The sequence below is a fragment of the Herminiimonas sp. genome, from assembly GCF_030655415.1.
On sequence record NZ_JAURVN010000014.1, the window covers coordinates 675,480 to 700,826 of the forward strand.

At 50.4% G+C, this 25,347-nt stretch carries 28 protein-coding genes; 15 read left to right on the forward strand and 13 right to left on the reverse strand.

Annotated elements, in window-relative coordinates; all coding sequences use genetic code 11:
* The first annotated feature begins 2 nt into the window (after positions 1 to 2).
* The 11 genes from Q7T66_RS12420 (at position 3) to Q7T66_RS12470 (ending at position 11,171) form a co-directional block, all read left to right on the forward strand.
* Positions 3 to 689 carry a hypothetical protein gene (locus tag Q7T66_RS12420; RefSeq protein ID WP_304933624.1) on the forward strand — a complete coding sequence of 229 codons (687 nt, stop codon included), beginning with the start codon at positions 3 to 5 and terminating at the stop codon, positions 687 to 689.
* 14 nt (positions 690 to 703) lie between these two features.
* Complete coding sequence (locus Q7T66_RS12425; protein ID WP_304933625.1) at positions 704 to 1,174, forward strand: hypothetical protein; 471 nt, start codon at positions 704 to 706, stop codon at positions 1,172 to 1,174.
* 54 nt (positions 1,175 to 1,228) lie between these two features.
* Positions 1,229 to 2,635, forward strand: coding sequence for a type II secretion system protein (locus tag Q7T66_RS12430; protein ID WP_304933626.1), 1,407 nt, complete (start codon positions 1,229 to 1,231; stop codon positions 2,633 to 2,635).
* A complete protein-coding gene (locus Q7T66_RS12435; protein ID WP_304933627.1) occupies positions 2,619 to 3,248 on the forward strand; it encodes a prepilin-type N-terminal cleavage/methylation domain-containing protein in 630 nt (209 codons plus the stop codon). Before Q7T66_RS12430 ends, Q7T66_RS12435 begins: the two co-directional genes overlap by 17 nt.
* A gap of 55 nt (positions 3,249 to 3,303) precedes the next feature.
* Positions 3,304 to 4,071 carry an ABC transporter permease gene (locus tag Q7T66_RS12440; RefSeq protein WP_304933628.1) on the forward strand — a complete coding sequence of 256 codons (768 nt, stop codon included), beginning with the start codon at positions 3,304 to 3,306 and terminating at the stop codon, positions 4,069 to 4,071.
* A gap of 53 nt (positions 4,072 to 4,124) precedes the next feature.
* Entirely contained in the window at positions 4,125 to 4,784 is a 660-nt protein-coding gene (locus Q7T66_RS12445; RefSeq protein WP_304933629.1) for a hypothetical protein, read from the forward strand.
* Positions 4,781 to 5,395 (forward strand): response regulator, encoded by a 615-nt coding sequence (locus Q7T66_RS12450; RefSeq protein WP_304933630.1) that lies wholly within the window; start codon positions 4,781 to 4,783, stop codon positions 5,393 to 5,395. Before Q7T66_RS12445 ends, Q7T66_RS12450 begins: the two co-directional genes overlap by 4 nt.
* Positions 5,388 to 6,452, forward strand: coding sequence for an ATP-binding protein (locus Q7T66_RS12455; RefSeq protein WP_304933631.1), 1,065 nt, complete (start codon positions 5,388 to 5,390; stop codon positions 6,450 to 6,452). The genes Q7T66_RS12450 and Q7T66_RS12455 overlap by 8 nt, the downstream gene beginning before the upstream one ends.
* Positions 6,453 to 6,568: 116 nt before the next feature.
* Positions 6,569 to 7,243, forward strand: a complete 675-nt coding sequence (locus Q7T66_RS12460) for a prepilin-type N-terminal cleavage/methylation domain-containing protein (protein ID WP_304933632.1) — start codon at positions 6,569 to 6,571, stop codon at positions 7,241 to 7,243.
* Positions 7,244 to 7,575: 332 nt separating this feature from the next.
* Positions 7,576 to 10,224, forward strand: a complete 2,649-nt coding sequence (mutS, locus tag Q7T66_RS12465; RefSeq protein WP_304933633.1) for a DNA mismatch repair protein MutS — start codon at positions 7,576 to 7,578, stop codon at positions 10,222 to 10,224.
* Positions 10,221 to 11,171 carry a hypothetical protein gene (locus Q7T66_RS12470; RefSeq protein ID WP_304933634.1) on the forward strand — a complete coding sequence of 317 codons (951 nt, stop codon included), beginning with the start codon at positions 10,221 to 10,223 and terminating at the stop codon, positions 11,169 to 11,171. Before mutS ends, Q7T66_RS12470 begins: the two co-directional genes overlap by 4 nt.
* 125 nt (positions 11,172 to 11,296) lie before the next feature.
* Here Q7T66_RS12470 and Q7T66_RS12475 read toward each other — a convergent pair whose 3' ends face one another.
* Complete coding sequence (locus Q7T66_RS12475) at positions 11,297 to 11,842, reverse strand: peptidylprolyl isomerase (RefSeq protein WP_304933635.1); 546 nt, start codon at positions 11,840 to 11,842, stop codon at positions 11,297 to 11,299.
* A gap of 98 nt (positions 11,843 to 11,940) precedes the next feature.
* On the opposite strand from Q7T66_RS12475, the gene Q7T66_RS12480 reads away from it, so the two are divergent.
* Positions 11,941 to 13,062: a cupin domain-containing protein gene (locus Q7T66_RS12480; RefSeq protein WP_304933636.1), complete on the forward strand. Its 1,122-nt coding sequence runs from the start codon at positions 11,941 to 11,943 to the stop codon at positions 13,060 to 13,062.
* Between the two features lie 294 nt (positions 13,063 to 13,356).
* A complete protein-coding gene (locus tag Q7T66_RS12485; RefSeq protein WP_304933637.1) occupies positions 13,357 to 13,587 on the forward strand; it encodes a hypothetical protein in 231 nt (76 codons plus the stop codon).
* A 93-nt stretch (positions 13,588 to 13,680) separates the two neighbouring features.
* On the opposite strand, the gene Q7T66_RS12490 is transcribed toward Q7T66_RS12485, so the two are convergent.
* The 11 genes from Q7T66_RS12490 to Q7T66_RS12540 all read right to left on the reverse strand — a co-directional run bounded on the left by Q7T66_RS12490 (position 13,681) and on the right by Q7T66_RS12540 (position 23,274).
* Positions 13,681 to 14,460 (reverse strand): MBL fold metallo-hydrolase, encoded by a 780-nt coding sequence (locus tag Q7T66_RS12490; RefSeq protein ID WP_304933638.1) that lies wholly within the window; start codon positions 14,458 to 14,460, stop codon positions 13,681 to 13,683.
* Between the two features lie 40 nt (positions 14,461 to 14,500).
* Positions 14,501 to 15,652: an outer membrane protein assembly factor BamC gene (gene bamC / locus Q7T66_RS12495; protein WP_304933639.1), complete on the reverse strand. Its 1,152-nt coding sequence runs from the start codon at positions 15,650 to 15,652 to the stop codon at positions 14,501 to 14,503.
* Between the two features lie 84 nt (positions 15,653 to 15,736).
* Positions 15,737 to 16,615: a 4-hydroxy-tetrahydrodipicolinate synthase gene (gene dapA, locus Q7T66_RS12500; protein WP_304933640.1), complete on the reverse strand. Its 879-nt coding sequence runs from the start codon at positions 16,613 to 16,615 to the stop codon at positions 15,737 to 15,739.
* Positions 16,616 to 16,698: 83 nt separating this feature from the next.
* Positions 16,699 to 17,289 (reverse strand): bifunctional 2-polyprenyl-6-hydroxyphenol methylase/3-demethylubiquinol 3-O-methyltransferase UbiG, encoded by a 591-nt coding sequence (locus tag Q7T66_RS12505; protein WP_304933641.1) that lies wholly within the window; start codon positions 17,287 to 17,289, stop codon positions 16,699 to 16,701.
* A 42-nt stretch (positions 17,290 to 17,331) separates the two neighbouring features.
* Positions 17,332 to 17,988, reverse strand: a complete 657-nt coding sequence (locus Q7T66_RS12510; protein ID WP_304933642.1) for a site-2 protease family protein — start codon at positions 17,986 to 17,988, stop codon at positions 17,332 to 17,334.
* 147 nt (positions 17,989 to 18,135) lie between these two features.
* Positions 18,136 to 18,759 carry an L-threonylcarbamoyladenylate synthase gene (locus tag Q7T66_RS12515; protein ID WP_304933643.1) on the reverse strand — a complete coding sequence of 208 codons (624 nt, stop codon included), beginning with the start codon at positions 18,757 to 18,759 and terminating at the stop codon, positions 18,136 to 18,138.
* Between the two features lie 80 nt (positions 18,760 to 18,839).
* The gene (gene htpX, locus Q7T66_RS12520; RefSeq protein WP_304933644.1) at positions 18,840 to 19,715 is read right to left on the reverse strand and encodes a protease HtpX; all 876 of its coding nucleotides are present in this window, start codon (positions 19,713 to 19,715) and stop codon (positions 18,840 to 18,842) included.
* 129 nt (positions 19,716 to 19,844) lie between these two features.
* Positions 19,845 to 20,681, reverse strand: coding sequence for a 3',5'-nucleoside bisphosphate phosphatase (locus Q7T66_RS12525; RefSeq protein WP_304933645.1), 837 nt, complete (start codon positions 20,679 to 20,681; stop codon positions 19,845 to 19,847).
* A 98-nt stretch (positions 20,682 to 20,779) separates the two neighbouring features.
* A complete protein-coding gene (locus Q7T66_RS12530; RefSeq protein ID WP_304933646.1) occupies positions 20,780 to 21,652 on the reverse strand; it encodes an alpha/beta fold hydrolase in 873 nt (290 codons plus the stop codon).
* Between the two features lie 263 nt (positions 21,653 to 21,915).
* On the reverse strand, positions 21,916 to 22,218 hold the full coding sequence (locus tag Q7T66_RS12535; protein WP_304933647.1) for a hypothetical protein: 303 nt from the start codon (positions 22,216 to 22,218) through the stop codon (positions 21,916 to 21,918).
* A gap of 201 nt (positions 22,219 to 22,419) precedes the next feature.
* Positions 22,420 to 23,274 (reverse strand): ferritin-like domain-containing protein, encoded by an 855-nt coding sequence (locus Q7T66_RS12540; RefSeq protein WP_304933648.1) that lies wholly within the window; start codon positions 23,272 to 23,274, stop codon positions 22,420 to 22,422.
* A 172-nt stretch (positions 23,275 to 23,446) separates the two neighbouring features.
* Between Q7T66_RS12540 and Q7T66_RS12545 the strand changes: the two genes are divergently transcribed.
* Both Q7T66_RS12545 and hslO read left to right on the forward strand, forming a co-directional pair.
* A complete protein-coding gene (locus Q7T66_RS12545; protein ID WP_304933649.1) occupies positions 23,447 to 23,971 on the forward strand; it encodes a gamma carbonic anhydrase family protein in 525 nt (174 codons plus the stop codon).
* Positions 23,972 to 23,974: 3 nt separating this feature from the next.
* Complete coding sequence (gene hslO, locus Q7T66_RS12550; RefSeq protein WP_304933650.1) at positions 23,975 to 24,901, forward strand: Hsp33 family molecular chaperone HslO; 927 nt, start codon at positions 23,975 to 23,977, stop codon at positions 24,899 to 24,901.
* A gap of 64 nt (positions 24,902 to 24,965) precedes the next feature.
* On the opposite strand, the gene ftsB is transcribed toward hslO, so the two are convergent.
* Complete coding sequence (gene ftsB / locus Q7T66_RS12555) at positions 24,966 to 25,298, reverse strand: cell division protein FtsB (RefSeq protein WP_304933651.1); 333 nt, start codon at positions 25,296 to 25,298, stop codon at positions 24,966 to 24,968.
* Positions 25,299 to 25,347: the final 49 nt, after the last annotated feature.

Genomic DNA, 25,347 nt, shown 5'->3' on the forward strand with positions numbered 1-25,347 from the left:
ACATGGATCAAAAAACACCCGTCGCAGACAAGCAAGGCACTGTCAAACTCAAGACCGTCGCTGCGCCTTATACGTTCGCCAAAGATGGCTACCCGCTTATCCGCAAAGCCTTGATCACTTTCGGCATTGTTTGCGCAATAAGTATTGCAATTGTCGCCACCTGCCGCTTCGTGCTACTCAGAATCGAGCCCGATAGAGAGCAAGCGCAAGCGCTACAAAATGCCGCCAGCGAAAAATTCCGACAGGCAGAGAGTGAACGTATAGAAATACGCGACTTTCAACCTAAATTCACGCAATTACGGGAACGTGGTTTTTATGGGGAAGAAAATCGCTTGTTCATGCTGGAATTGATTAAAAGCATTCAGCAGAATCGCCGCCTGTTACCTATCAGCTATGAATTCGCGCCCCAGCAATTGCTGCCACTAGACCCGAATTTGCTGACAACATCGCTGGAATTACATGTCACAAGTATTGTCGTGCGTATGGGGCTATTGCATGAACTCGACCTGTTTCACTTTCTGGGCGACTTGAGGGATAAAGGATTTTATACTGCAAAGGAATGCACGCTTACTCCAGTCACTACAATTGCCACGGAAGCATTGGCACCGCGTCTAAACGCAGAGTGCACGCTGTATTGGGTTACCGTAGGTGAACCGGCGGCGGCAAATACTTCCGCGGCACCGCAATGAACTGGCACCGATTGATGATGCGACACTCTATTTTCGCCTTTGCACTGACAGCACTGCTGCCACTCACTTCCAACGCAGCTGAACTGCAAGTCGGTCGCCTGTTCATGACGCAGCAAGAGCGCACAGAACTGGATCGCGTGCGTATGGGCGGAGCACCACAAGTAAAAGAAGAAGGCAGCACAGCGCCCTTGCCAGATGCTAATCTGACTGTAAATGGTTACGTACAGCGCAATGGTTCGGGTAAATCGACAATCTGGATCAACTCGCAAGCTCAGTACGAAAATGAACGTACCGATGGTGTCACTCTACTATCAAGCAAAGGCAAGTCTAGCGCTGTGGCCTTGCAACTCCCGTCGGGCCGAAATGCCCATTTGAAAGCAGGCCAAAGCATAGACATAGCAACCGGACAAGTACGCGAAGGGTATGAAACAGGTTTGGTGGTATCCGATATCCCGCCGGCATCCTTGCCACGCGGCAAACGCTGATTGCGTGAAAGGTAAATAATGCGCGCACCCTCACTATCCTCGCTCGTCAAACATATGGCTCATGATACAAAACGTTCGAGCCAAGGCTTCACCTTGGCTGAGATGGCCATCGTGGTCTTGCTAGTCGGTATTTTGCTGACCTTTGGGGTTGGTTTGGTCCAATCGCAACTGGAAAATTCTGCCATCAACGTAACTAAGAAAAGACAAGAAGCCATTCGCGATGCATTGATCGGTTATCTCGGTAAGTATCATCGTTTGCCCTGTCCAGAAAGTGCGATCACGCCACCTCCAGCACCGAATGTGAGCTTTGACGGCATTGAGGATAGAGCAGGCGGCACCGCGGGTACACCGCCAGTACCCAATCCAGCGACGCAATGCGTCGTCACTTTCGGCACACTGCCATTCGTAACTCTAGGCCTGTCGCGTGAAATGGCCCTGGATGGCTGGAATAACTTTTTCACTTACCAAGTCAGCAACACACCTTATGACTGGACCCGCAGCGCTAGTTTCAACACGGGCAATCAGGGTGGCATCGTGGTTAATGACAGACCCAACATTTCACTAGTCCCTTATCCAATCCCAGCTGTCGTAGTCTTGGTATCTCATGGTAAAAATGGCGCAGGCGCATTTACCATCAAAGGAACGCGCAATACTCTACCGATAGCAGCTGATATAGATCAACTCGACAATACCAGCAACGATGGCGTCTTCGTTCGCAGGGAATTAACCAACAGCGACACTGCTCCCGGCGGCACCTTCGACGATATCGTTGCCGTCTTCTTGCCATCCGATTTGGTGACAACCACAGTACAAAACAAATCCACGCTTTCTTTCGATGAACAAGTCAGCCAAGCAAACAAGGATATAGAAAACATCCAGTTGGCATTGATAGGCTATGTCATCAGGAACAATCGATTACCCTTCGCCGATAGTAATAATGATGGACTGGAAGATAGTGGTGCCTTTACTGGAAATATTCCGTGGCAAACCTTGGGTGTAGCAGCGAATGATCCATGGGCCATAAGCTCACCACCCGCAGCGGTCGCCGTTGCCAATCGTTACCGCTATCGCGTTACTCCAGCACTTACAGCGACGACGAGTAAAGCAGATTTCATTACTCAAGTTGGCAATATAGTTGTCAACGATGGCACTGGCACAATACTGACATCGACTGCGCCATTCGTCGTGTATTCGCGCGGACGTAACAATGTGGCCTTCTTCAATAATGGTGCTGGCAACGGCGCGCCATGCACTGCGGCCGCACCTTCAACACCACTTGCACCAGTCGCGCCAAACTGCTTGGGTACAAATGAGATCAACAACTTCGCAGGCAATGCACCTTTCGTCAAAGCTGCGATGAATCTACCGCCATTTTTCACCACGAATTTCCCGCCAACTGCAGGCTATGACGACATTGTTGAATTTGTCGCTAAAGGAGCCATCGATGCCAGACTTCCATAAATTCAGCGTCCGAAATCCTTTGGCACCAGCGTGTCAAAAAGGATTTACGCTAGTCGAAATCGCTGTCGTACTGGTCATCATCGGCCTACTACTGGGCGGCATTCTACAAGGGCAATCCCTGATTAGAGCCATGCGCGTCAAGGATATTGTCGCGACAGCAAAGGATCTGAGCATCGCATCGCAACAGTTCAAGGATAGGTATCGCTATCTACCTGGTGATTGGAAATACACTGCAAACGAAATTCCAAACGTAACTGTTGGTGGCGATGGCAGCGGCATCATCAATACGACTACCGAATCGAATAATGTTCCGGTTCATTTATTCAATGCCAGCTTTATCCGTTCGGCACAACTACAATCGGTTTACGGCACCGTGCGTGTGCTCGGCAATACTGCAGCTGCAGGTTCTGTGGTGGCTAGTGGCAGCAACCCGATTCCTGCTGCAATACTGAATGTAATCGAGTTTGCCAATCTACCTTGTGACGTAGCCGTCGAGGTCGATCTCAAGCTGGATGATGGCGACATTACAAAAGGAACCTCGCGTGCATCCATCACTTCAGCCGCATGTGCAATAGAGAATACCGTCGTACCTGGATTCGCCACACCTTTGTGATCTGCGTCCCAATCGGCGACGTCACGCACACACTTTACTGATAACAACGTCACTCATGTTTCGACAAATACGTACCATCGCTTTTTATACTTTCATCGAAGCATTGCGCAACCATTTGGTTTGGTTAATCTTTGCCGTCGCACTCATTGCAATCGGCTTGAGCGGCTTCTTGAATGAATTGGCAATCACTGAAAGCCGGCAAATACAAATTGCGCTAATCGCCGCGTTTTCACGCTTCGCCGCAGTTTTTCTGATTGCGACTTTTGTCGTCACCAGCATGGTGCGTGAATCCAATGACAAAGGTCTGGAATTGATACTGGCTTTGCCATTGCCTCGTGCGGGCTATTTGCTGGGAAAGTTACTGGGCTTTGGCACACTGGCCTTAGTACCAACTTTGTTATTTGGTGCGCTTGCATGGATATTTTCACCGCTGGCGCAAGCTGCATTGTGGACCGTGTCGCTGCTTTGTGAGTTGTGGCTGGTTGCTGCTTTCAGCCTGCTATGCGTACTCACATTTAGTCAGGTAATGACAGCATTGAGTGCTGTCATGGCTTTCTATCTCGCAGCACGTTCTGTCAGCGCTTTTCAGTTGATCGGACAAGACTTCGCAGGTAATCACTCGCTCTCACAAGATGTGATTAGCACCGTCATCAATGTTATTGCTGCGGTGCTTCCACATTTCGATCAGTTCACACGTACAGAATGGCTCGTTTATCAATCCGGTAATTGGAGTAACTTGCCAGCCATTCTCGCGCAGAGCGCGATCTTCCTCGCGTTGATTACTGGCGCAGCGTTGTTTGATTTGTACCGCAAGAATATTTAGCCATGCGTGAACGTCCCGTTTCATTTGTCCCAAAGACAGTATTAGCATTACTTATGCTTGCATTGGCAGCGCAGCTAGGTTGGCATAACTACGCTCCAGCCCCACAAGCCAAAGCAGAAAATTTCGGCGCGCCCCCTACTCTTACGACCCTCAAGATTGCCAGCCTAGCAGAGCCCGTCGCGCTCGGTAAGTTACTGATGCTGTATGTACAGGCATTCGATAACCAGCCCGGTGTGCGTTTGCCGTTCCAGTATCTCGACTACGACAATCTGCAGCAATGGTTGGACCGTATTCTGGATCTAGATCCTCACGCGCAATACCCTTTGCTCGCAGCCAGTCATCTGTACGCTGACGTACAAGATGATGCAAAGAAAAGAATCATGCTGGATTTTATCTATCGTCGCTTTCTGGAGGATCCCAATCATCGCTGGCGCGCAATGGCGCACGCTGCTTTCATCGCGCGCCATCGTCTCAAGGACCTTCCGCTGACATTGAAATATGCCCGTGCGCTCAGGTTATATGCGACAGACAAAAGCATACCGAGCTGGGCAAGACAGATGGAAATTTTCCTTTTGGAAGACATGAATGAACTCGAAAGCGCCAAAATCTTACTCGGTGGTCTGATCGCGAGCGGCGAAATTACCGACCCGCACGAACTGCGCTTTCTTGATGAGCGACTCAAACAGATGAATACTGCGGTGCCGAAAAAATGACCGTGCGTGCTGGAGAAATTTTACTGGTCGAAGACGATCCAGCACTACGCACGATGTTGCGTGGTGTGCTCGAGTTGCACGATTATGTCGTCAGCGAAGCGCAACAACGGGAGCCGGCACTTGAACTGCTACGGACCAATCCCGCAATCCGTATCGTGATACTGGATTTCGGTCTGCCACCCCATGCGCATGACATTACCGAAGGACTGGCAACATTAAAGGCCATCCAGTCAGAGATCATGGCAGTCAAAGTTATCGTCTTAACCGGACAGGACCAACAAGCTGCAGCGCTAGAAGCAATCCGTGAAGGTGCTTTCGATTTTCTTTCCAAGCCATCTTCATCAGAGATCATACTGCGCGCTATCGAACGTGCCTTTCTATTTCTTGAAAAGGAAAATGAATTGAGCCAGCAAGGCATCACGCGAATCGCGGTCAATGCCCAGGTTTCGGATGGTCTCAAAGGTATACGAACCGATGCGGAAGAACGACTGGTAAGGCAGATTTTGAAAGAAACCGGATTCAATGTGTATCAAAGCGCAAAACGACTTGGTGTTAAACGCGAGAACATCTACTACTTCATGAAGAAGTTCGGTATCGAACGCGATGATTGAACAAATCTATTTAGCCTTCATCCTGATCGGCATCACTATTGCTGCTGTAGTCGCAGCATTGTGGTTTCAGGCTCGCAAAGCTAGCCGTATCAATCTTGGCCTGATTAGGCTTAATGAACAACACAATTTCGACACACCGATTTTTCTTGAACATGCATGGCCGCTATTGGAGCAAGCGGGCCTGCTGGGTCTGAATTGGCGGCTGGATTGGTTTGGCATTGTCAAACAAGGCAGTTACGGCCGGCATGTCAATGCCTCGACATACAAAGAAATCGAAGTTGCTGAAATGAAGCTGACGATGAATTTTTATCAGCGCGACAACCGTGGCGAACAACGATATTTTGAAGAAACGCTGATTGCGACCTTCCTGCTTTTACTACGTACCGACATGCTCATCAAGGCCAATGCCATTGATGCGACCTTCGCCCACATGTCCAAGCTGAATTTATTTTTACAGCATGATATGAAAAATATTGCGCAGTTCATTCAACTCATGGCGGACCAACTTGCTAGCGTCCCTCCCGGCAAGGAAGCGCAAGTGTTATCGCACCTGCGCCGCGCAGCTCCTCTGATTCGCAATCGTGCTGATCGCATCGTCAACACATTGACGGCGGGCTCCAATCCTGACGAACCGCTCCGTGAAATTCATTTACACGAAGTGCTTACAGGCCTCTGCGAACTGTATGAAATGGATGCGCAAATCGAAGGCGATGCCTTGATACACGCCGCCGGCACGACGATCGATACAGCTTTAGACAATATTCTGAAGAACTATCACGATGCGAGCGTACGGGAAGAAATCAGCAAACCATTGATGGTGATCGCCATCGCGACGCATGCGCAACAGGTCAGCATCACGATAGAAGCCAGCAATGGCGCAAGCGCCCCTGCACCAGAACGGCTGTTCGAGCCGTTCTGGAGTAGTGACGCAGCAGGCTTGGGCATAGGCTTGTATCAAGCCAAACAGATGTTGGAAATGCAAGGTGGTTCATTGCAAGTTATACAAGATAGCGTCACTCCACTACGCTTCAACATTATCTTCCCTATACGAGCCTGAATATTTGTCGTCATTTAACCCGTGTACAAAATTTAGACACTGGTAAATATATTGCGCTATGGTAATTTGATGATGTGCTGAAACGATTTCCGATTTCAGTTAATTCTGGAGCTAACATGAAACAAATTAAACGTAATCAAAAGGGTTTTACCCTTGTTGAGATTGCCATCGTACTGGTCATCATTGGCTTGCTGCTGGGCGGCGTGCTGAAGGGTCAAGAAATGGTTGAAGGCGCACGTATTAAATCTGTTGTTAACGATTTAAATGGCGTATCCGCTTCCTACAATACTTATATAGATCGTTATCGTTCACTGCCTGGCGATGATACTGCCGCTACATTGACAGGTCGTGGCTGGGTCGGCGCTATTGCAGGTAACGGCAATGGCGTACTGAACTTACCAATTGCAAATACTTTCACCAGTGCCGGTGAGCAACCTGCGTTCTGGAGCCAATTACGTGCTGCCAACATCGCTGCAGGCGACTCAACAGCAACTGGCGCGGCTGCTTTGCCACGTGCTGGCACAGGCGGGATTATTGGCGTAACTCTCGGTGCATATGCGATCACATCTGGTCCTACCGTTTGCATATCAAATCTTACAACAGCACAAGCTGCGGGCGTTGACACAACACTTGATGGCAAACTCCCTGCAAATAATACTGGTAATAACGTTGGTAACGCTCGCGGCGCCCGCGGCGCGGCGCCATTAGCTCCTGTAGCTGCAATTCCAGCTGCAAGCGTTTATAACGATACTGCAGCGACAACACCATGGACGCTTTGCCGCCAGATTTAAATTAAGCAAACTGCACTGCTCCGATAATTCGGATGCAGAAAAAAGCCTCGATTCTATCGAGGCTTTTTTTATTTCCGACATAGTTTTTACAACAACGCCTTCACCGTTTGGTAAGCGGGCTACTTCACGGCCGCTACCTAGCCACCACAATATAAGCATTCTGGTGCTCTAATAACAATTTCAATGAGCATTTGGTAACACGATAATTTCATTGAAAACTGCACCATATATACTCCATACTGCCTGCTGCAAATCGCTCCCGGCATCAGGACATCCTAAAGCGCATTACACCGCTGTAAATGTCGCCGAAAATATTCAAACTTTTTAACGCAATGACAAAAAAAGAAATCGCAGAAAAACCGCAGCATTCACCCTACATGCAGCAGTATTTACGCATCAAAGCCGAGCATCCAACGACCTTGTTGTTTTTTCGTATGGGCGATTTCTACGAACTGTTTTTTGACGATGCGGAAAAAGCGTCGCGCTTGCTGGGCATCACGCTGACCGCGCGCGGCACATCCAACGGTAATCCGATCAAGATGGCTGGCGTACCTTTCCACGCCGCCGACCAATATTTAGCCAAGTTGGTAAAGCTCGGCGAATCCATCGCCGTGTGCGAACAAATTGGCGATCCAGCGACTAGCAAAGGACCTGTAGAACGCAAGGTCATGCGCGTCATTACTCCTGGCACGCTGAGCGATTCCGATTTATTGCCGGAAAAATCCGAGCAACCTTTGCTCGCGCTCTACAGCACCACACAACGCAAAACCGTCACCATCGGCATGGCGTGGTTATCGATGGCGAGTGGCGCCTTGAAGTTGATGGAGTTTTCCACTGATGCCGAAAATGCCGATACGCGTCTGAAGCATGAACTGGAACGTATCGCACCGGCAGAAATTTTATTGCCCGGCAACGTCAACGATCTATTTAATGAATTCGCCTTTGTAAAAAACACGACCGCTCCTGACTGGCACTTCGATATCGCACACGGTACAAAAGCTTTGTACGAACAATTGAATGTTGCCGCCCTCACCGGCTTCGGCGCGGAGAATCTCACCGCGGCCATAGGCGCTACCGGCGCATTATTGCGTTATGCACAAGCTACGCAAGGCAAAGGCCTGCAGCATGTGCGCACGCTGACGGTAGAAACAGAAAATGAATTCATCGGCCTCGATGCTGCCACGCGTCGCAACCTTGAACTGACAGAAACCATACGCGGCCAAGATGCCAATTCAGGGACCCTCTTTTCGCTGCTCGATCATTGCCGCACCGCGATGGGTTCACGCTTGCTGCGTCATTGGTTGCATCATGCACGCCGTGATCAAGCAGTCGCGCGCGCACGTCACGCAGCGATCAACGCATTGATGCGTGCTGATGCATGCACCGGTATTTCTTCCACATTGGCATCGGTACCTGACGTAGAACGCATCACCACACGCATCGCCCTACAGTCTGCACGCCCACGCGATCTGGCCGGTATGCGCGGCGGCTTGCAACAATTGCCGTCATTGCGCGCTTACGTATCGATGTGCAACAAGGATGCCGATGCGCCTTTGCTGAAAACGATACACGACGCGCTGGCGACGCCTAATGAATGTTTAGACTTGGTTGAACGTTCAATTGCGATGGAGCCTGCCGCGATGGTCCGCGATGGCGGCGTAATCGCGTACGGCTACGATGCCGAACTGGATGAACTACGCGGCTTATCAGAAAACGCCGGGCAATTTTTAGTCGATCTGGAAACACGCGAACGAGCACGCACAGGTATCAATAATTTGCGCGTCGAGTACAACAAGGTGCACGGTTTTTACATCGAAGTGACGCACGGTCAAACCGACAAGGTGCCAGACGATTACCGCCGGCGCCAAACCTTGAAAAACGCCGAGCGCTACATCACGCCCGAACTGAAAGCATTTGAAGACAAGGCCTTGTCCGCGCAAGAACGTGCGCTGTCTAGAGAAAAATATCTGTACGACCAAGTGCTGCAGCAAATGGCACAGCACATTGCTACGCTACAAAACATCGCGCATGCGCTGGCGCAACTCGATACGCTAGTCGCTCTGACGGAACATGCCTTGCGTCACAACTGGTGCGCGCCACAATTGGTCGCTGATCCTATGATCAAGATCGAACAAGGCCGTCACCCGGTTGTAGAAAATCATATCGAACGCTTCATCGCTAACGATTGTCTGTTGAGCGATGAAAGTAAACTGCTGCTGATTACCGGCCCGAACATGGGTGGTAAATCGACTTACATGCGTCAGGTTGCGTTGATTACTTTGCTCGCTTATGTAGGCAGCTTTGTACCGGCGGCCAGTGCTTCTATCGGACCTATCGATCGCATCTTCACGCGTATCGGTGCAGCCGATGATCTGGCCGGTGGTCGCTCTACTTTCATGGTGGAAATGACAGAGTCGGCCGCGATTTTAAATGGCGCTACCGAGAATTCTCTGGTGCTGCTGGATGAAGTCGGCCGCGGCACATCGACCTTCGACGGCCTCGCGCTGGCGTGGGCGATTGCCAAGCATTTGATTGACACGACACGCAGCTTTACCTTGTTTGCCACGCATTATTTTGAACTGACGCAGTTGCCAGATGTCCATTCATCAGCCGCCAACGTGCATTTATCGGCGGTTGAACACAAAGACAAGATTGTTTTTCTGCATGCGGTGGAAGCAGGCCCTGCGTCACAAAGCTATGGCTTGCAGGTCGCTCAGTTAGCTGGTGTGCCGCAAACAGTAATACGCGCGGCACGCAAACATCTGGCATCGCTGGAAGCCAGTTCGATGCAGACGACACCGCAGTTCGATTTGTTTGCCGATTCGGGTACAGCCACAACAGCAAGCGATGACGAAGATTTTGCAAAGCCGTCCTTGGTTGAAGATGCACTTGCAGACATCAATCCAGACACCTTGTCGCCACGCGATGCATTGGACGCACTTTACAGACTGAAGGAACTGAGCAATCAGCATAAAGAATGAAGAAATATGTAGCTCCCTTGCTGATGACTTTTGCGTTGCTGCAGCCTTTGTTTGCGCACAGCACGCAGTCCGGCCCGTTTAGTTTTGGCGTAATCGCCAAACCGCTCAAGGCAGCAGCGGGAGAAAACATGGTGCGCGATGCGATTGCCGAAAGCGATGCAGATAACCTCGCCTTTGTTGTCGCGAACGGCGTCAAGGCCGGTGATGAAAGCTGTAGTGATGATGTTTATAAAAATCGTCGCGGCCTGTTCGATGAAGCAAAAAACGGTTTGATCGTATCAATCACAGCAAGTGACTGGGCACAATGCGTCAACGCCAAGAATCGCTCTATTTCCGCTGAGCGCTTGAGTCGTTTACGCGATGTATTTTTTGCCGATGAATTCTCTTTTGGCGATAGCAAAATTCAGTTGGTGCATCAATCCACGATGCCGAAATTTCGCGTGTATGCGGAGAACATGCACTGGCGCATAGGCGACGTGATGTTTGCGACAGTTAATCTGCCTTCAAACAATAATAATTTTCAGAATGCAGCCGGTCGCAATAGCGAATTCGAAGATCGGCAAATCGCCAACAACGACTGGCTCAAGCGCATTTTTCTCACAGCAAAAATCAGCAAGCTGGATGGTGTTGTGATTTTCTGTGACGGTAATCCACTGGTGCATGTTGAACATTCATCGTTTTTCTCATCAGCCAGCAAACGCGAAGGCTTTGCCGATATCCAAAAACAGATCGCTGCATTTGCAGGAAAATTTCAGGGCAAGATTCTGATTGTGCATAGCGATCTCGACGCGCGTCGCATGTCCAACGCCACAGGTATCGATTGGAAAGGCAACATCGGCACGCTACACACCGAAGCGCCGTGGATCAAGATTACGGTAGATCCTGCGCAGCCGCAGTTGTTCGCAATGAAGAATCCAGCTGTAGCTACGCAGGCAGCGCGTCGCTAAGATTGCGCATCCAAGGCACTATGAAATAACCCGATAAAAAAGAACTTCAAAATAAAAAAGGATGCGTTGAACGCATCCTTTTTTTATTTACTAATCTGTTCTTTCAAACAGACTACCCTCAACGATTAATGAATCGGGTGCGTACGGAAATGATCGCCTTCTTCGCCGTCGTCATCTTCCACGCCGTGATGATGACCATGCGCACCATGTACGTGTTCATGTGCGATTTCTTCTTCGGTTGCTTCACGTACGTCGGTTACTTTCAACGTAAAGCGCAAAGCCATACCTGCCAGCGGATGATTGCCATCCAACACAACTTTGTCGTCCGCAATATCGGTCACTGTGAAGATCAACGGTTGTTCATCTTCATCTTCTGTTTCCGGCGAACCTTCGAATTGCATACCAACTTCCAACGGTGTAGGCAGACGGCCACGTGGTTCGATTTTTACCAAGTTAGGATCGTAGTCGCCGAATGCATCTTGCGGCTCAACCTGGATCGTGTCTTCAAAACCAACTTCCTTGCCGTCCAATGCTTCTTCGATCTTAGGCAGAGTGTTTTCATAGCCACCGTGCAGGTAGACCATCGGGTCACGGCTTTCTTCAATCAAATCGCCTTGCGCGTCTGACAATGTGTAATCAACGGTCACGACCGTATTTTTGGCAATCTTCATGATGATCCTTTCATTTTGTGTGGTCGCCATTATACCCGTGACGATATCAGATGAATACCTTGCTTCTGCGCTGGAAGGCCAGCCTATATAATGACGCCATGAAAAAATTGACTCTTTTAGGCGGTATTACCGCTACAGAATTCTTGCGCGATTATTGGCACAAAAAACCACTGGTGATTCGCCAAGCCATTCCAGATTTTAAAGCGCTGCTGTCGCGCGAAGAATTGTTCGATCTGGTGCAACGCGACGATGTTGAATCGCGCTTGATCACGCACGAAAAGCGGCACTGGAAGATGGACAACGGCCCTTTTGAGCAAGTTCCACCATTGACGCAGAAAAACTGGACGCTACTGGTGCAAGGGGTGAATCTGGTTGATGAATCTGTTGATGCCTTGATGCGGCAATTCGACTTTGTGCCGGATGCCCGTTTGGACGATTTGATGATCAGCTACGCGACGGAAACCGGTGGAGTCGGTGCGCATTTTGACTCTTACGATGTATTCCTGCTGCAAGCACACGGACATAGGCGCTGGCGCATTAGTGCGCAAACTGATTTGACACTGGTCGAGGACGTACCACTGAAGATCTTGAAGAATTTTAAAGCCGAAGAAGAATTCATTCTGGCTCCCGGCGACATGCTGTATCTGCCGCCGCAATACGCGCACGAAGGCGTGGCAATGGATGAGTGCATGACTTATTCGATAGGCTTTCGCGCGCCGTCATATCAAGAGCTGGGCGAGGCATTTCTCGAGTCAATGATAGAAACGATAGACCTGCCTGGCCGCTATGCAGATCCTGATTTGAAGTTACCGAAACACAAAGCTGAAATCAGCAATACCATGCTGTCGCGCGTTAGCGCCGAATTGAACAAGGTCAGCTTCACGCAAGAAGATATCGCATTGTTCTTGGGTGAGTACTTATCCGAACCCAAGGCACACATCTTTTTCGACGCGCCGGAACCGCTTTTGACAAGCACCCGTTTTGTGCAAAAAGCCAAGAAAAATGGCGTAAAACTATCGCGTAAAACCCAGATGCTGCACCGCGACAATTATGTCTTTATCAATGGCACTTCTTTTGAAGTTGGTCCTGAAGATTTGGCAACTCTTCAAGTGTTAGCCAATGAGCGCGCTTTGACGGATGCAATGGTAGCCTCAGCATCTGAAGATATCGTTGAGGCTCTGCATACTTGGTACAAGGACGGCTGGCTGACTTTGCAATAGCGTAAATAGCCCGAACTTGCCGGAAGTAATTAATCCGGCAAGCGTCTGAAATCAGGCATCTCAGTGCTGTTTTGCCCGGAAACAAATATTATCAAGGTGCCACACTTACCAAAATGTAAAAGTGTTGTGTCACAAGCAAAAAGAAGCGCTATAATTATCGGTTAGGAAGGTTTCGTTTCATCGCACCGCAGCATTTGGTTCGAATTACGTACGAAGCAACCTATAGAGCGATAATTACCGGTAATTATTCATCGCAATTTAATATCAACCCTGACTCATTATTGAAAGATAATCATGACAAAATCCCTGTTGCTCGCATCCCTGTTGGCTATCGCTTTGACCGCTTGCTCGAAAAAAGAAGAAGCACCTGCACCAGCAGTTGAAGTTGTCGTTCCAGCTGCACCAGCTGCTGAAGCTGCTCCTGCTGCACCAGCTGCTCCTGCTGCTGAAGCTGCTCCTGCTGCACCAGCTGCTGAGCCAGCACCTGCTGCTCCTGCTGCTGAACCAGCACCAGCTGCAAAATAATCCAGTTTCTTGGATGAAAAAGCCGACCTTCGGGTCGGCTTTTTTTATGTCTTTTCACTTTGCAATCAGAATATATTCGAAGTACTGCCAGCTCTATCTATCAGCAACATCGACCCAGCCAAATCCCTCTTCCTGACAAGCAATCATCACTTCGATGCTATCCGCCACGACGTCTGTCAACGCGTTCCGTGCTAGCTCGGGCGTATTGTTTTTAAGACTTAGATGCGCACCGACGATACGTTTCAAGTGCGACTTGTTTAGTTCGCTTAAGATTTCGCCAGCTGTCTGATTCGACAAATGTCCGTAATCACCGCCTATGCGGTGCTTCAGTGATGGCGGGTAGCTGGAATCGCGCAACATCTGGCGGTCATGATTGCATTCGAGCATCAACGCATCGCAAGCGCCCAGTGCGGCGATCAAATGCGCAGTCGCATGACCTGCGTCAGTCAACACACCCAACCTCAACGCGCCATTGCTCGCCACGTACTGCACCGGTTCGCGCGCATCATGCGGGACGGTGTACGGTGACAGCTCCAAATCGCCAATCGCAAAAGCGGCACCATCGCGACAAAAGTGAATCGCAACATCTTCGCAGCGATCACGCGTGGCTTGATAGGTACCGAAGGTAAGCCAAACCGGTAGCCGATGACGGCGCGCGAATTTGAATACGCCGCCAATATGATCTTGATGTTCGTGAGTAACGATGATTCCGCTTAGATCAGCGGGCGTCATGTGGAGTCGTTCGAGACGACGTTCGGTTTCCCGAATGCCGAAGCCGCAATCCAGCATGACCGTTGTGTTGGTCGTGCCGGATTGGGTAGAAATGAGTAAGGCGTTTCCTTCGCTGCCACTGCCGAGACTGGCAAACTTCACCTACATACCTCGACAGTCACAGGAAGAATCAAGTCCGCGCTTACTTCAGTTGTTCATTCAACAAAGTCAGGATTCTTTCGCCGGTTTTCGACACTTCCGGTTTGCCATCGTTGTTCAACACAGAAATCTGGCTGGAATCGGTGGCACCTTTGACGGAGATGCGATAACGGGCAGCAGCCTTATCTTTTTCAGCTTTCGAACCACCGAAGCTGAACAGATTGCTGAAGAAGCCTTTTTTCTCTGTGTTCTTGGCGTCGTCGCCTTGATCAACATAGCGTACGAAGTACAAACCTTGCGTACGGTCGCGATCTTCAACGGTGAAACCAACGCGATCCAGCGCCAAACCTACACGACGCCATGCACGATCAAAGCTTTCATCGACTTGAACGTAACTACCGTTCGCGCCCTTGATCATTTTTGCACGCGACGATTGCGCAGCGACGTTCGCTACAGCGGCTTTGGCACGCGTACCTTCAACACCCAATTGCATCATCAGACGCGACAGGAATTCAGCTTCCAGATCAGGATCAGAAGGACGTGCGGTCCAGACTGTGGTTTCCTTGTCGGTACCGGTCAAGACTTCTTCGGCACCACGGTGGCTGACATAGACTTCAGTCGCGCCATCGCCACGACGTTCAAGACGGGTACGGAATTTATCGCGTTCACCGGTTGAATACAGTGAGTCGAAAATTTTGCCCAGCGAATTGCGGATGAAATCTTGCGGAATCTTTGCACGGTTTTCTGCCCAATCAGTTTCCATCACGCCGGTTTGCGGTGCATCGAGGCTGATCAGGAAACCATTGTCTTGCCAGAAATCCTTGATCTGCGGCCACAACACTTCAGGCGTCTGATTGACGACCAACCAGCGTTGCGAACCATCGCGCTCTACGCGTACATCCGACAATGCCTTAGGCGCAACGGTCGCAGCCTGCTCGGCTGGACGCGTGGTTTGTTGTTGGTTGTAGGCAGACGCAGTCGCTGTGCCGCGATTGGAATCCGGCAATGCATAACGATTTTCACGTTGCAGTTGTGTCAGATCAGGCGGCACTTCCAGCGTAGGCGTCTTTTTGACCTCGCTTTTGTAATCGATGCGACCTGGTTCCAGCATTGAATTAATGGAGCTGCAACCAGCCAGGCCGGTGAGCGCGAGCACGTAAATCATTCCACGTTTTGCGAAGCTGCTTTGAGCCATGTAAGAAATCTTCCGAGTAATAATGTGAATACTTAAAAAGTCTGTTCAGCAGGTAACTTCAGATGCCGACGCTAAAATCGAGGCTTATTGTAATACACCCGATTCACGCATCGCCGCGCGCACGATATCGTGGTATTCCGCAGCCAGCGGCACGATAGGCAAACGCATGCCTGGTGGAATAAGACCGATTTCTGCCATTGCCCATTTCAATGGAACAGGGTTCGGTTCGACGAAGAGCTTATTATGCAATGGGAAAAGCTTGTTATTGATGGCGATTGCTTCGGCGACGCGTTGATTCATCGCTGCATCACAAAGTTCATGCATGCCGCGTGGAGCAATGTTTGCCGTCACTGAAATATTGCCTTTGGCGCCGCAAAACATCAATGCCATTGCGGTGGCATCGTCGCCGGAATAAACCGCAAATTCTGCTGGTTTCAAACGCATCAGGTCTGCGCCACGAGCGATGTTGCCGGTTGCATCTTTAACGCCAATCACGCCTGGAACTTGTGCTAGACGCAGAATCGTTTCATTCGCCATATCGGCGACAGTACGGCCAGGGACGTTATATAAAATCGCCGGCAGATCAACCGCTTCAGCGATTTTTTTGAAATGCTGATACATGCCTTCTTGCGTCGGGCGATTGTAGTAAGGAACCACCAGCAACGAAGCATCCGCGCCCACGTCTTTGGCAAACTGGGTCAGTTCAATTGCTTCTGAAGTGGAGTTACCGCCTGTGCCGGCAATGATAGGGATACGCTTGGCGGTATGGTCAACCGCGACGCGAATCAGCTCGCAATGTTCATCAACCGAAACGGTAGGCGATTCACCGGTAGTACCGACGATCACGATGCCGTCCGTACCTTCGGCGATATGCCAATCGATCAATTTGCGCAGACCCGGCAAATCGAGTGAGCCGTCCGCGTGCATGGGAGTAACGATTGCGACTATGCTGCCCTGAATCATAATAGTGTCTGAACGAAAAATTGGAGAATATTAGATTGTAGCGGATCGCCCGCTTGTGTGGTGCAGTCTTGCTAAGGCCCAGATCAAATTAAACGAAGATTTTCTGGCGACGCTCTATGGCGGCTCTTGATGGCGCAAATTCTTTGTACCATCGCCGGTTTTGGCGTATCGATGTAACCATTTTCATAGGCAATTACTTGCAAGCCGTGACTATGAGCGATTTCCAGCAACTCACCTTGTCGCAACAAGAAATCAGGATTGGATGGCTTGCCAAATTGTTCGTTCCCCAAAGCGAAGGTTTCATAGAGCAAGATACCGTCTAGCGCGAGGCTTGCGATCATCTTCTTCCAAAGTGGTCTGTGCAGATAGTTCACCACGACCACGCCAGAAAAACGCTCTGCGGCAAACGGCCAGTCTTGCTCGGGATTACCGGTTTCCAGATCCACTTGCTGGGTCTGAATGCCAGCACCAGCAGCCAAGGCCAGTGCATCGGCATTGCGATCAACCGCCAGCACAGGATATCCCTGCGCTGCCAGCCAGCGACTGTGACGACCGGCACCAGATGCCAGATCCAGAACTTCGCCAGATGGAATCAGATGCGTAAAGCGCGTCACCCAATTCGAAGGCGAAGAAATCAAATGTGAATCGGGTGCAATTTTGTCTGTGGTGCTCATGCCTTGTAGCCCAAACCCATCGCGCGGTCGATAGACATCAACTCAGCTCAGGAAAAAAGTAAGAGGAGTAACGAGCAACAACAAGAAAGCTTTCGCACCTTCCATCACTGGCACCATCCAGAAGTGCAGCACTTTCAAAAACATCAGCGCCAACACAATGAAAAAGCCATACGGCTCCAACTGCGCAAATTTATACGCGTATTTATGCGGCAGCATGCTGGTCACAATGCGCCCGCCATCCAGCGGTGGTACCGGGAACATATTGAAGGCAAAGATCACCAGATTGGTCAACACGCCGGCTTGTGCCATACGCATGAAAAACTCTTCGTTGGCATTGAGGCCATGCAAAACGATGATCAGTACCAGCCACATCAGCGCCATCACCAGATTAGCCAGAGGACCAGCGAGAGCGACGAAAGCCATCTGCTTTTTCGGATTGCGCAGATTGCCGAAGTTGACCGGCACTGGTTTTGCATAGCCAAACAAAAACGGACTACCAACAAAGTACAACACGATAGGAATCAGCAATGTGCCGATCGGGTCGATATGTTTGATCGGATTCAAACTCATGCGACCTTGCGCATAAGCGGTGGTGTCGCCGAAGTACTTGGCAGCATATGCATGCGCTGCTTCGTGCAGCGTGATCGCAAAGACAATCGGCAACGCATAAACAGCAAAAGTTTGTATGAGTTCGTTCATGGGGAAGATTTTATCAGAGGGAGCACTGCAATTTTCGGCTGCATACAAAGCACTTGCATCCCAGCAGCTTGTTCACGGACACGCAGCGTAAAAGCAAAGTAGAAAAGAAGGCTGAACACATCATCCAGCCTCATTTAAAAAAACGAATTAAAGACCGAACGCAGACGCATCGCCGCGCCCTTGTCGTTGCAATACCGGTTCAGGGCCGGTCAAATCAATTACGGTGGTCGGCTGCAAACTGCAAGCACCGCCATCGATCACCAAATCAACCAATTTGGCCAGACGATCGCGCACTTCTTCCGGATCGGTCAATGGCTCTTCTTCATTTGGCAAAATCAGCGTCGTGCCGAGCAAAGGCTGCCCTAATTCTTCCAGCACTGCAGACACAATCGGATTTTCTGGCACACGCAAACCTATGGTCTTGCGCGATGGATGGCTGAGGCGGCGCGGTACTTCCTTGGTCGCTTCCAGAATAAAGGTGTACGGACCTGGCGTCGCGGCTTTCAACAAACGATATTGCTGATTATCGACTTTTGCATACAGCGCGATTTCACTCAAGTCACGGCATAGCAAAGTCAGATGATGTTTGTCATCGACGTTACGTATTCGACGCAAACGCGTCACCGCATCCTTGTCATCCAAATGACAAACCAGTGCGTAGCAAGAGTCGGTAGGCAACGCGACGATGCCGCCCTCTTTGATAATCTGCACGGCTTGATTGATCAAGCGCTGCTGCGGATTATCTGGATGTATTTGAAAAAATTGGCTCATTGAATATAAAAATCCAAGTATAAAAATCCAAAAATTACGGCGACCATGTGGTCGCCGTCGTATGCCTGTCTATTACAAAATTAGCGAATTTCGCGCAAGGCAGCGATACGTTGTTCTATCGGTGGATGGCTGGAGAACAAGGCCATGAATCCGGGTTTATCGTTAATGCCCAGTGACGCCAAGCCTTCCGGCAAACTCGATGGCGTGATACCACCCAAACGCGCCAGCGCATTCATCATCGGTTGCGGGCTGCCCAACAATTTGGCCGCGCCGGCATCCGCACGAAATTCACGATGGCGCGAAAACCATGCGACGATCACCGATGCGGCGATACCGAATACCACCTGGCACACCATCACGGTAACGAAATAACCGATGCCCTGCCCTTCACTATTGTTGTTGCGTGAAATTGCGCGATCCACAAAATAACCAACCACGCGCGACAGGAACACGACGAAGGTATTCACCACGCCTTGCACCAAAGTCATCGTCACCATATCGCCATTCGCGACGTGGGCAACTTCATGCGCGAGGACAGCTTCAACTTCTTCCTTGGTCATGCTTTGCAGCAGACCGGTCGAAACCGCAACCAGAGCTGAGTTTTTGAAGGCGCCGGTAGCGAACGCATTTGGCTCGCCGTCATACACAGCGACTTCAGGCATCGCAATGCCTGCGCGCTCCGACAACTTGTGTACGGAATCAATCAGCCACAACTCGGTGCTCGACGAAGGCGCATCGATCACGCGCGCGCCGGTCGACCATTTCGCCATCGGTTTGCTGATCAACAGCGAGATGATGGAACCGGTAAAGCCAACCACCAGCGAGAACACCAGCAACATAGGCAGGTTCAGACCGGCTTGTGAAATAAAGCGATCCACACCCAGCAGCGACAACACAACCGTCATCACGGCGATGACAGCAATATTCGTTGCAACGAAGAGGAAAATCCGTTTCATTCAATAATCTCCAAAGGGAATTAGATGCGTTTGATAAATAGGGACGTTGGCTGAAATTTCAAGAGCGCAAGATAACTGATTAGGCGACTTCATTCAACAAGCTGCACTATGCAGCGACATCAGGAAAATTCAAATCTGCCAGTCGTGCCAAACAGGTTTTACGCCGGATGGCAAAGGTGGCAATTTGCCAAGATCGACTCGCGATTCACCCGGGCCGTGGAAATCAGAACCACGCGACGCCAGAAAGCCGTAGTTATTCGCAACTTTTGCGTAGTAGTCGTACTGATCGACAGTGTGACTACCGGTCGTCACTTCAATCGCCGCGCCGCCCAAATCCTTGAACTCGCTAAACATTGCATCAAAGGCAAGATCGCTGAATTTATAGCGGCCCGGATGTGCAATGACGGCGATGCCGCCAGCACTGCGTATCCATTCCACCGCGTTCTGCAAAGTCGCCCAGCGGTGCGGCACGAAACCAGGCTTTCCCTCACCGAGATAATCGGCAAAGACGTCATGCAAGTTTTTGCTCAAGCCTAGTTCGATGATGTAGCGAGCAAAATGAGTGCGTGAAATCAAATCCGGATTGCCAACAAACTTCAACGCACCTTCGAATGCACCAGGAATGCCGGCTGCTTCAAGTTGCGCGGAAATCTCACGCGCACGTTCTTCACGACCGCCTCGAGTCGCAGCAAGTCCCTGCACCAGCAGTGGATTGGTTTCGTCGATTTGCAAACCGACGATATGAACGGTTTGGCCCGACCATGTGATGGAAATTTCTACGCCGGGAACGAAAGGTAAATCCAGCGCCTTCGCAACAGCGCGCGCTTCCGCAAGTCCACCGACTTCATCGTGATCTGTCATCGCCCACACATCGACGCCATTTTCCTTGGCACGCGTGGCGAGCGCCGTCGGCGTTAATATGCCGTCGGAGACATTGGAATGGCAATGGAGATCAGCGTTCAGCATGCTTGTGTGTGCAGAGAGTGTCAAAACAAAAATACGCTTCAATTGTACGCGTGATAATCGCGTTTTTGTTGCAATGCAAAATGATAGATATCAGGTTTTTACTCAAGACATTGATCTATCGCGTGCGCCACAATCTCAGGTTGATCGTGCTGCAGCATATGACCCGCATCGTCCACCATTAGTTTGGTGAGGTTACGAAAATGTGCAAGCCGCCTGTCTATCTCTGCACGCGCCTGTTCATTGGACCCCATACGCGGCAACAGTTCACTATTCTTTGCCTCGACCCACAGTACGTCCGCAGTCACCGCTTGCCAACATGCCATGACTTCTTCCACCCGATACAAATTTGGATTGGGTAGCTTATGCCAAGGATCGGCTTGAATATCCCACGTGCCTACCTCATTTTTAGTCGCCCAATGTTGCGCCAGGAAGGCCGTACGCTCGTCACTTAAACGCGGGTTATTTTTTTGCAGGCGTTGCGCAACTTGCTGCGCCGTTGCATAGCTGCGCAAATTCGGATTTCCCTGCACTTCGTCCAGCCATCTTGCGTATCGTGCCGGTGCTTCGTCAGGCTGCGTGGCCGGCATGCCGAAGCCTTCCAGCATCACGAGTTGCTTGATCCGATCAGGACGCACACCAGCGTAAATACTGGCGACATTTGCACCCAGACTATGGCCCAATAAATTGACAGGCACAGTGGGCGAACAGTGCTGCAGTATCGCGTCCAGATCGGCCAGATAATCAGGGAACCAGTACGAGCCGGTCGCATATTCACTCAAGCCAAAGCCGCGCCAATCCGGTGCAATCACGTGCCAATCGCGCTGTAATGCATCGACTAGAAACTGAAATGACGCAGAGACATCCATCCAGCCATGCAGCATGAATAACTTAGGCGCATGCTCTTCGCCCCAATGTCGGATGTGATATTGCATGCCACGAATAGACAGGAATTCCGAACGTGAAGACTTCATGTGAAATGAGATAGAAAGCAGTGAGTAATAACAAGAAAGCAGCTGCTCAAAATTCTGTCAGCACTTACAAAAGATAAGCCATCATTTTACCCGGCAGCCAGAGTAAGTCGGATTCAGAATTTTGGATGTAAAAACCAGCGTTCTTCATCGCAGATGCGGATTAAAAACTTGTAATACGTCGAGCCAGGATGGGCAAGAATCTGACCTGTTAACAAGAAAGCGCGCCGATGATCCGAATCATCGGCGCGCTAGCGATTACATCATTACTTGTTAGCAGAATCCTGCATTTTTTGACCGGTTTCTTCCAGTTTCTTGCCAGTTGCGTCCTGCGCATTTGCGGCGCTTTTGCTAGCTTCAGCTTTTGCCTCGCGAGCTTCCTGACCTATTTTGGTACCTGCTTCATCTAGTTTTTGACCTGCAGTAGCTGCAGCCTGATCAATCTTTTGACCCGCAGTTTCTGCTGGGCCTTTATCGATAGCGACATCTTCTTTTTTCTGGCAGGCAGCCAAACCTGCGATCAACACAGTAGCGGCAAGTATAGAGGTGAGAGTTTTGCTTGAATTCATGATTTTCCCTTTTTATAAATTGAAGTGACGCGAAATGCTTGAAGCCAACAAACGTCTTTGACAGTTTATTGCCCTCTTTTTGCACCTTTGCGCATTCGATTGCCAAGCACCTAAAAAGGTAACTTGATTGCAATCTTTCCATCTGACTATCAAGTTCTAATCAAGTTTCAACTATGCAGTAACAAGGTGTAACACTAACAACTACTTTGGTTCCGAGGCCGATGGTACGCCATCTGTCAGCGCGGTCAATTCGATCTCGCTAAAACCAGCCGCGCGTCTGGCAGGCAAATTAAACGGGCCTTTCAGCACAGGCGCTTTGTATTGCACGGTCAAGGTCGCATAGGTCGCGACCGGATCCAGATTGCGCTCATCGCACAGTACTTTGTACCAATGATTGCCAATCGCGACGTGACCAATTTCATCGCGCAAAATAATGTCCAGAATCGCCGCCGCTGGATGGTCGCCGGCCTGCGCCAGCTTGGCCCGCGTCCTCGGCGTGGCATCCAGTCCACGTGCCTCCAACGTACGCGGTACCAGCGCCATACGAGCCAAAATATCGCCACTGGTTTTATCCGCCATTTCCCACATGCTGTCATGCGCCGGGAAATCGCCATATTGAAAACCTAGCGTCTGCAGATGTGCGGCCAATAACGAAAAGTGCAAAGCTTCCTCGCCCGCTACTTTCAGCCAGTCTGCGTAGTAAGCGCGCGGCATATCGGCAAAACGCCATATCGCATCCAAGGCAAGATTGATCGCATTGAATTCAATATGCGTCAGCGCATGAATCATCGCGGCGCGGCCTTCTACCGTCAGCATGGAGCGATGTTTTACAAACTTCGGCGAGATCAGTTCAGGTTTGCTCGGCCGTCCCGGAATAGACTGTTGCGCCACCAATGGCTGCGCTGTATCCAACGACAACTCACCGGCCTGCCAGCTTGTCGCCATGGCAATCGTGCCCTGCGCTTTGCGAGATGGATCGGTCTCGCTCACCCATTGCAGTGCGAGCGCGCGCAATTCCGTGATGCCGGTCGGACTAGTAAGGTGGGGACTATTCATGTGAGTGACGTAAAATAATGCCTTTGCAGGCGGAAGCGCAGCTAGAGATCGCATTGTGGCGGAAAAGCCCCTTCCATTTCTGCTATTTGACCCCATTTGCATGGATTGCTGGAATTTAGCGCATCAACGCTATCAGCAAGCTGACTCAGCCCTCACCCATTTTACTGAACTCATGGCTATCTACCAATTAGGCGAACACATTCCTGACATCGCGCCATCTGCCTACATTACTGATTCAGCAACGGTGGTGGGACGCGTCACGATCAAAGCTAATTCCAGTGTCTGGTTTCAAGTAACGGTGCGTGGCGATAACGAAGACATCACCATCGGCGAAAACTGCAATTTGCAGGAAGGCACCGTACTGCATGCCGATCCCGGTTTTCCGCTGGTGCTTGGCGACAATGTCAGCGTTGGACATCAAGCGATGATTCACGGTTGCACCGTTGGCGAAGGATCGTTGATCGGTATTCAAGCCGTCATTTTGAATGGTGCAAAAATAGGTAAAAACTGCCTGGTCGGTGCCGGTGCATTGGTCACAGAAGGCAAGGAATTTCCGGACAACTCGCTGATACTCGGCACGCCCGCGCGGGTGGTTCGGACTCTGAGCGAGAGCGACATCGCCAACCTTCGCAGAATCGCAGACAGTTACGTGACGCGTAGTCGCGAGTTTAAAAATACATTGAAGAAAATAGGATAAAGCATGGCTGACACAATGCAAAAGTTCGTGTTTGAAGACGCGACTGTACGGGGCGAACTGGTGGATGTTTCCGAAACATGGAAGCAAGTACAAGCACGCCGCGATTACCCACAGCCAGTGAAAACGGTACTCGGCGAAATGCTGGCGGCGACCGCCCTGCTCTCGGCCAACCTGAAATTTAACGGCGCCATCATCATGCAAATATATGGCGATGGTCCATTGCGTTTGTTGGTCGTGGAATGCGATTCGGATCTGAACATGCGTGCGACTGCCAAGCTGGCAGACAATGCCGTTGTCAGCGACGACGCCACGCTACCAGAACTGGTGAACGTAAAAGGCCAAGGCCGCTTCGTCATCACGCTGGATCCAAAAGATAAATTGCCGGGCCAGCAAGCCTATCAAGGTATCGTACCGCTCGATGGCGATACTGTCGCGACCGTGATTGAAAACTACATGCTGCGTTCGGAACAACTCGATACCAAGCTGTGGCTCGCTGCTGATAGTGAAGTCTCACGCGGCTTGCTGCTGCAAAAACTGCCGCATGAAGGCGGCATCGTGATTGATACAGAAAACGATCTGGCAACCTGGGATCGCGCAGTGATGCTCGCATCCACCTTGCGTCCGGAAGAGATGATGTCGACCGATGTCAAGACCCTGATGCGACGTTTATTCTGGGAAGAAACCATCCGTGTTTTCGATCCGCAACATCCGCATTTTCTGTGCACGTGTACCCGCGAAAAAGTCGGCACCATGCTGCAAATGCTGGGGCAGGAAGAAGTAAATTCAGCGCTGGAAGAGTTAGGCAAACTCGCAGTCGATTGCGATTTCTGCGGTCAGCATTATGAATTTGATCCGGTAGATTGCGCGCATCTGTTCACAACTGAAGCGCCGGTAGAAACCCTGATTGCGGCCAGCCCTATCAAGCACTGATAGAAATATCCGGGCAATAAAAAAACGCGCTTCATCAAGCGCGTTTTTTACGGGCAAAAATTATTCAGTGCTTTTCTTTAGGCTCAATCTTCGGCGGCGGGATAGAAACGAAGTTCGACTTCTTGTTCGGATCAAGAACTTGCACGAAGATTTCGTTTTCCTTGATCATGCCCAACTCGTAACGCGCACGTTCTTCAACTGCGCCTGTACCTTCCTTCAAATCCTGCACTTCAGAATTAAGCTTCGCATTGCGCGCTCTTAAATCATCGTTCTTCTTTTGTGCAGCGACGACTTGCTGGTCCAGATCCCATACGCGCAACCATCCACCCTTGCCCAACCACAGCGGGTACTGAATCAGCACAACGAGTGCAGCGAGACAGAGAATGATGAGGCGCATCGGACATTTACACGGCAAATCCGGTCATGCAGCAAAGCCGCATGACCGT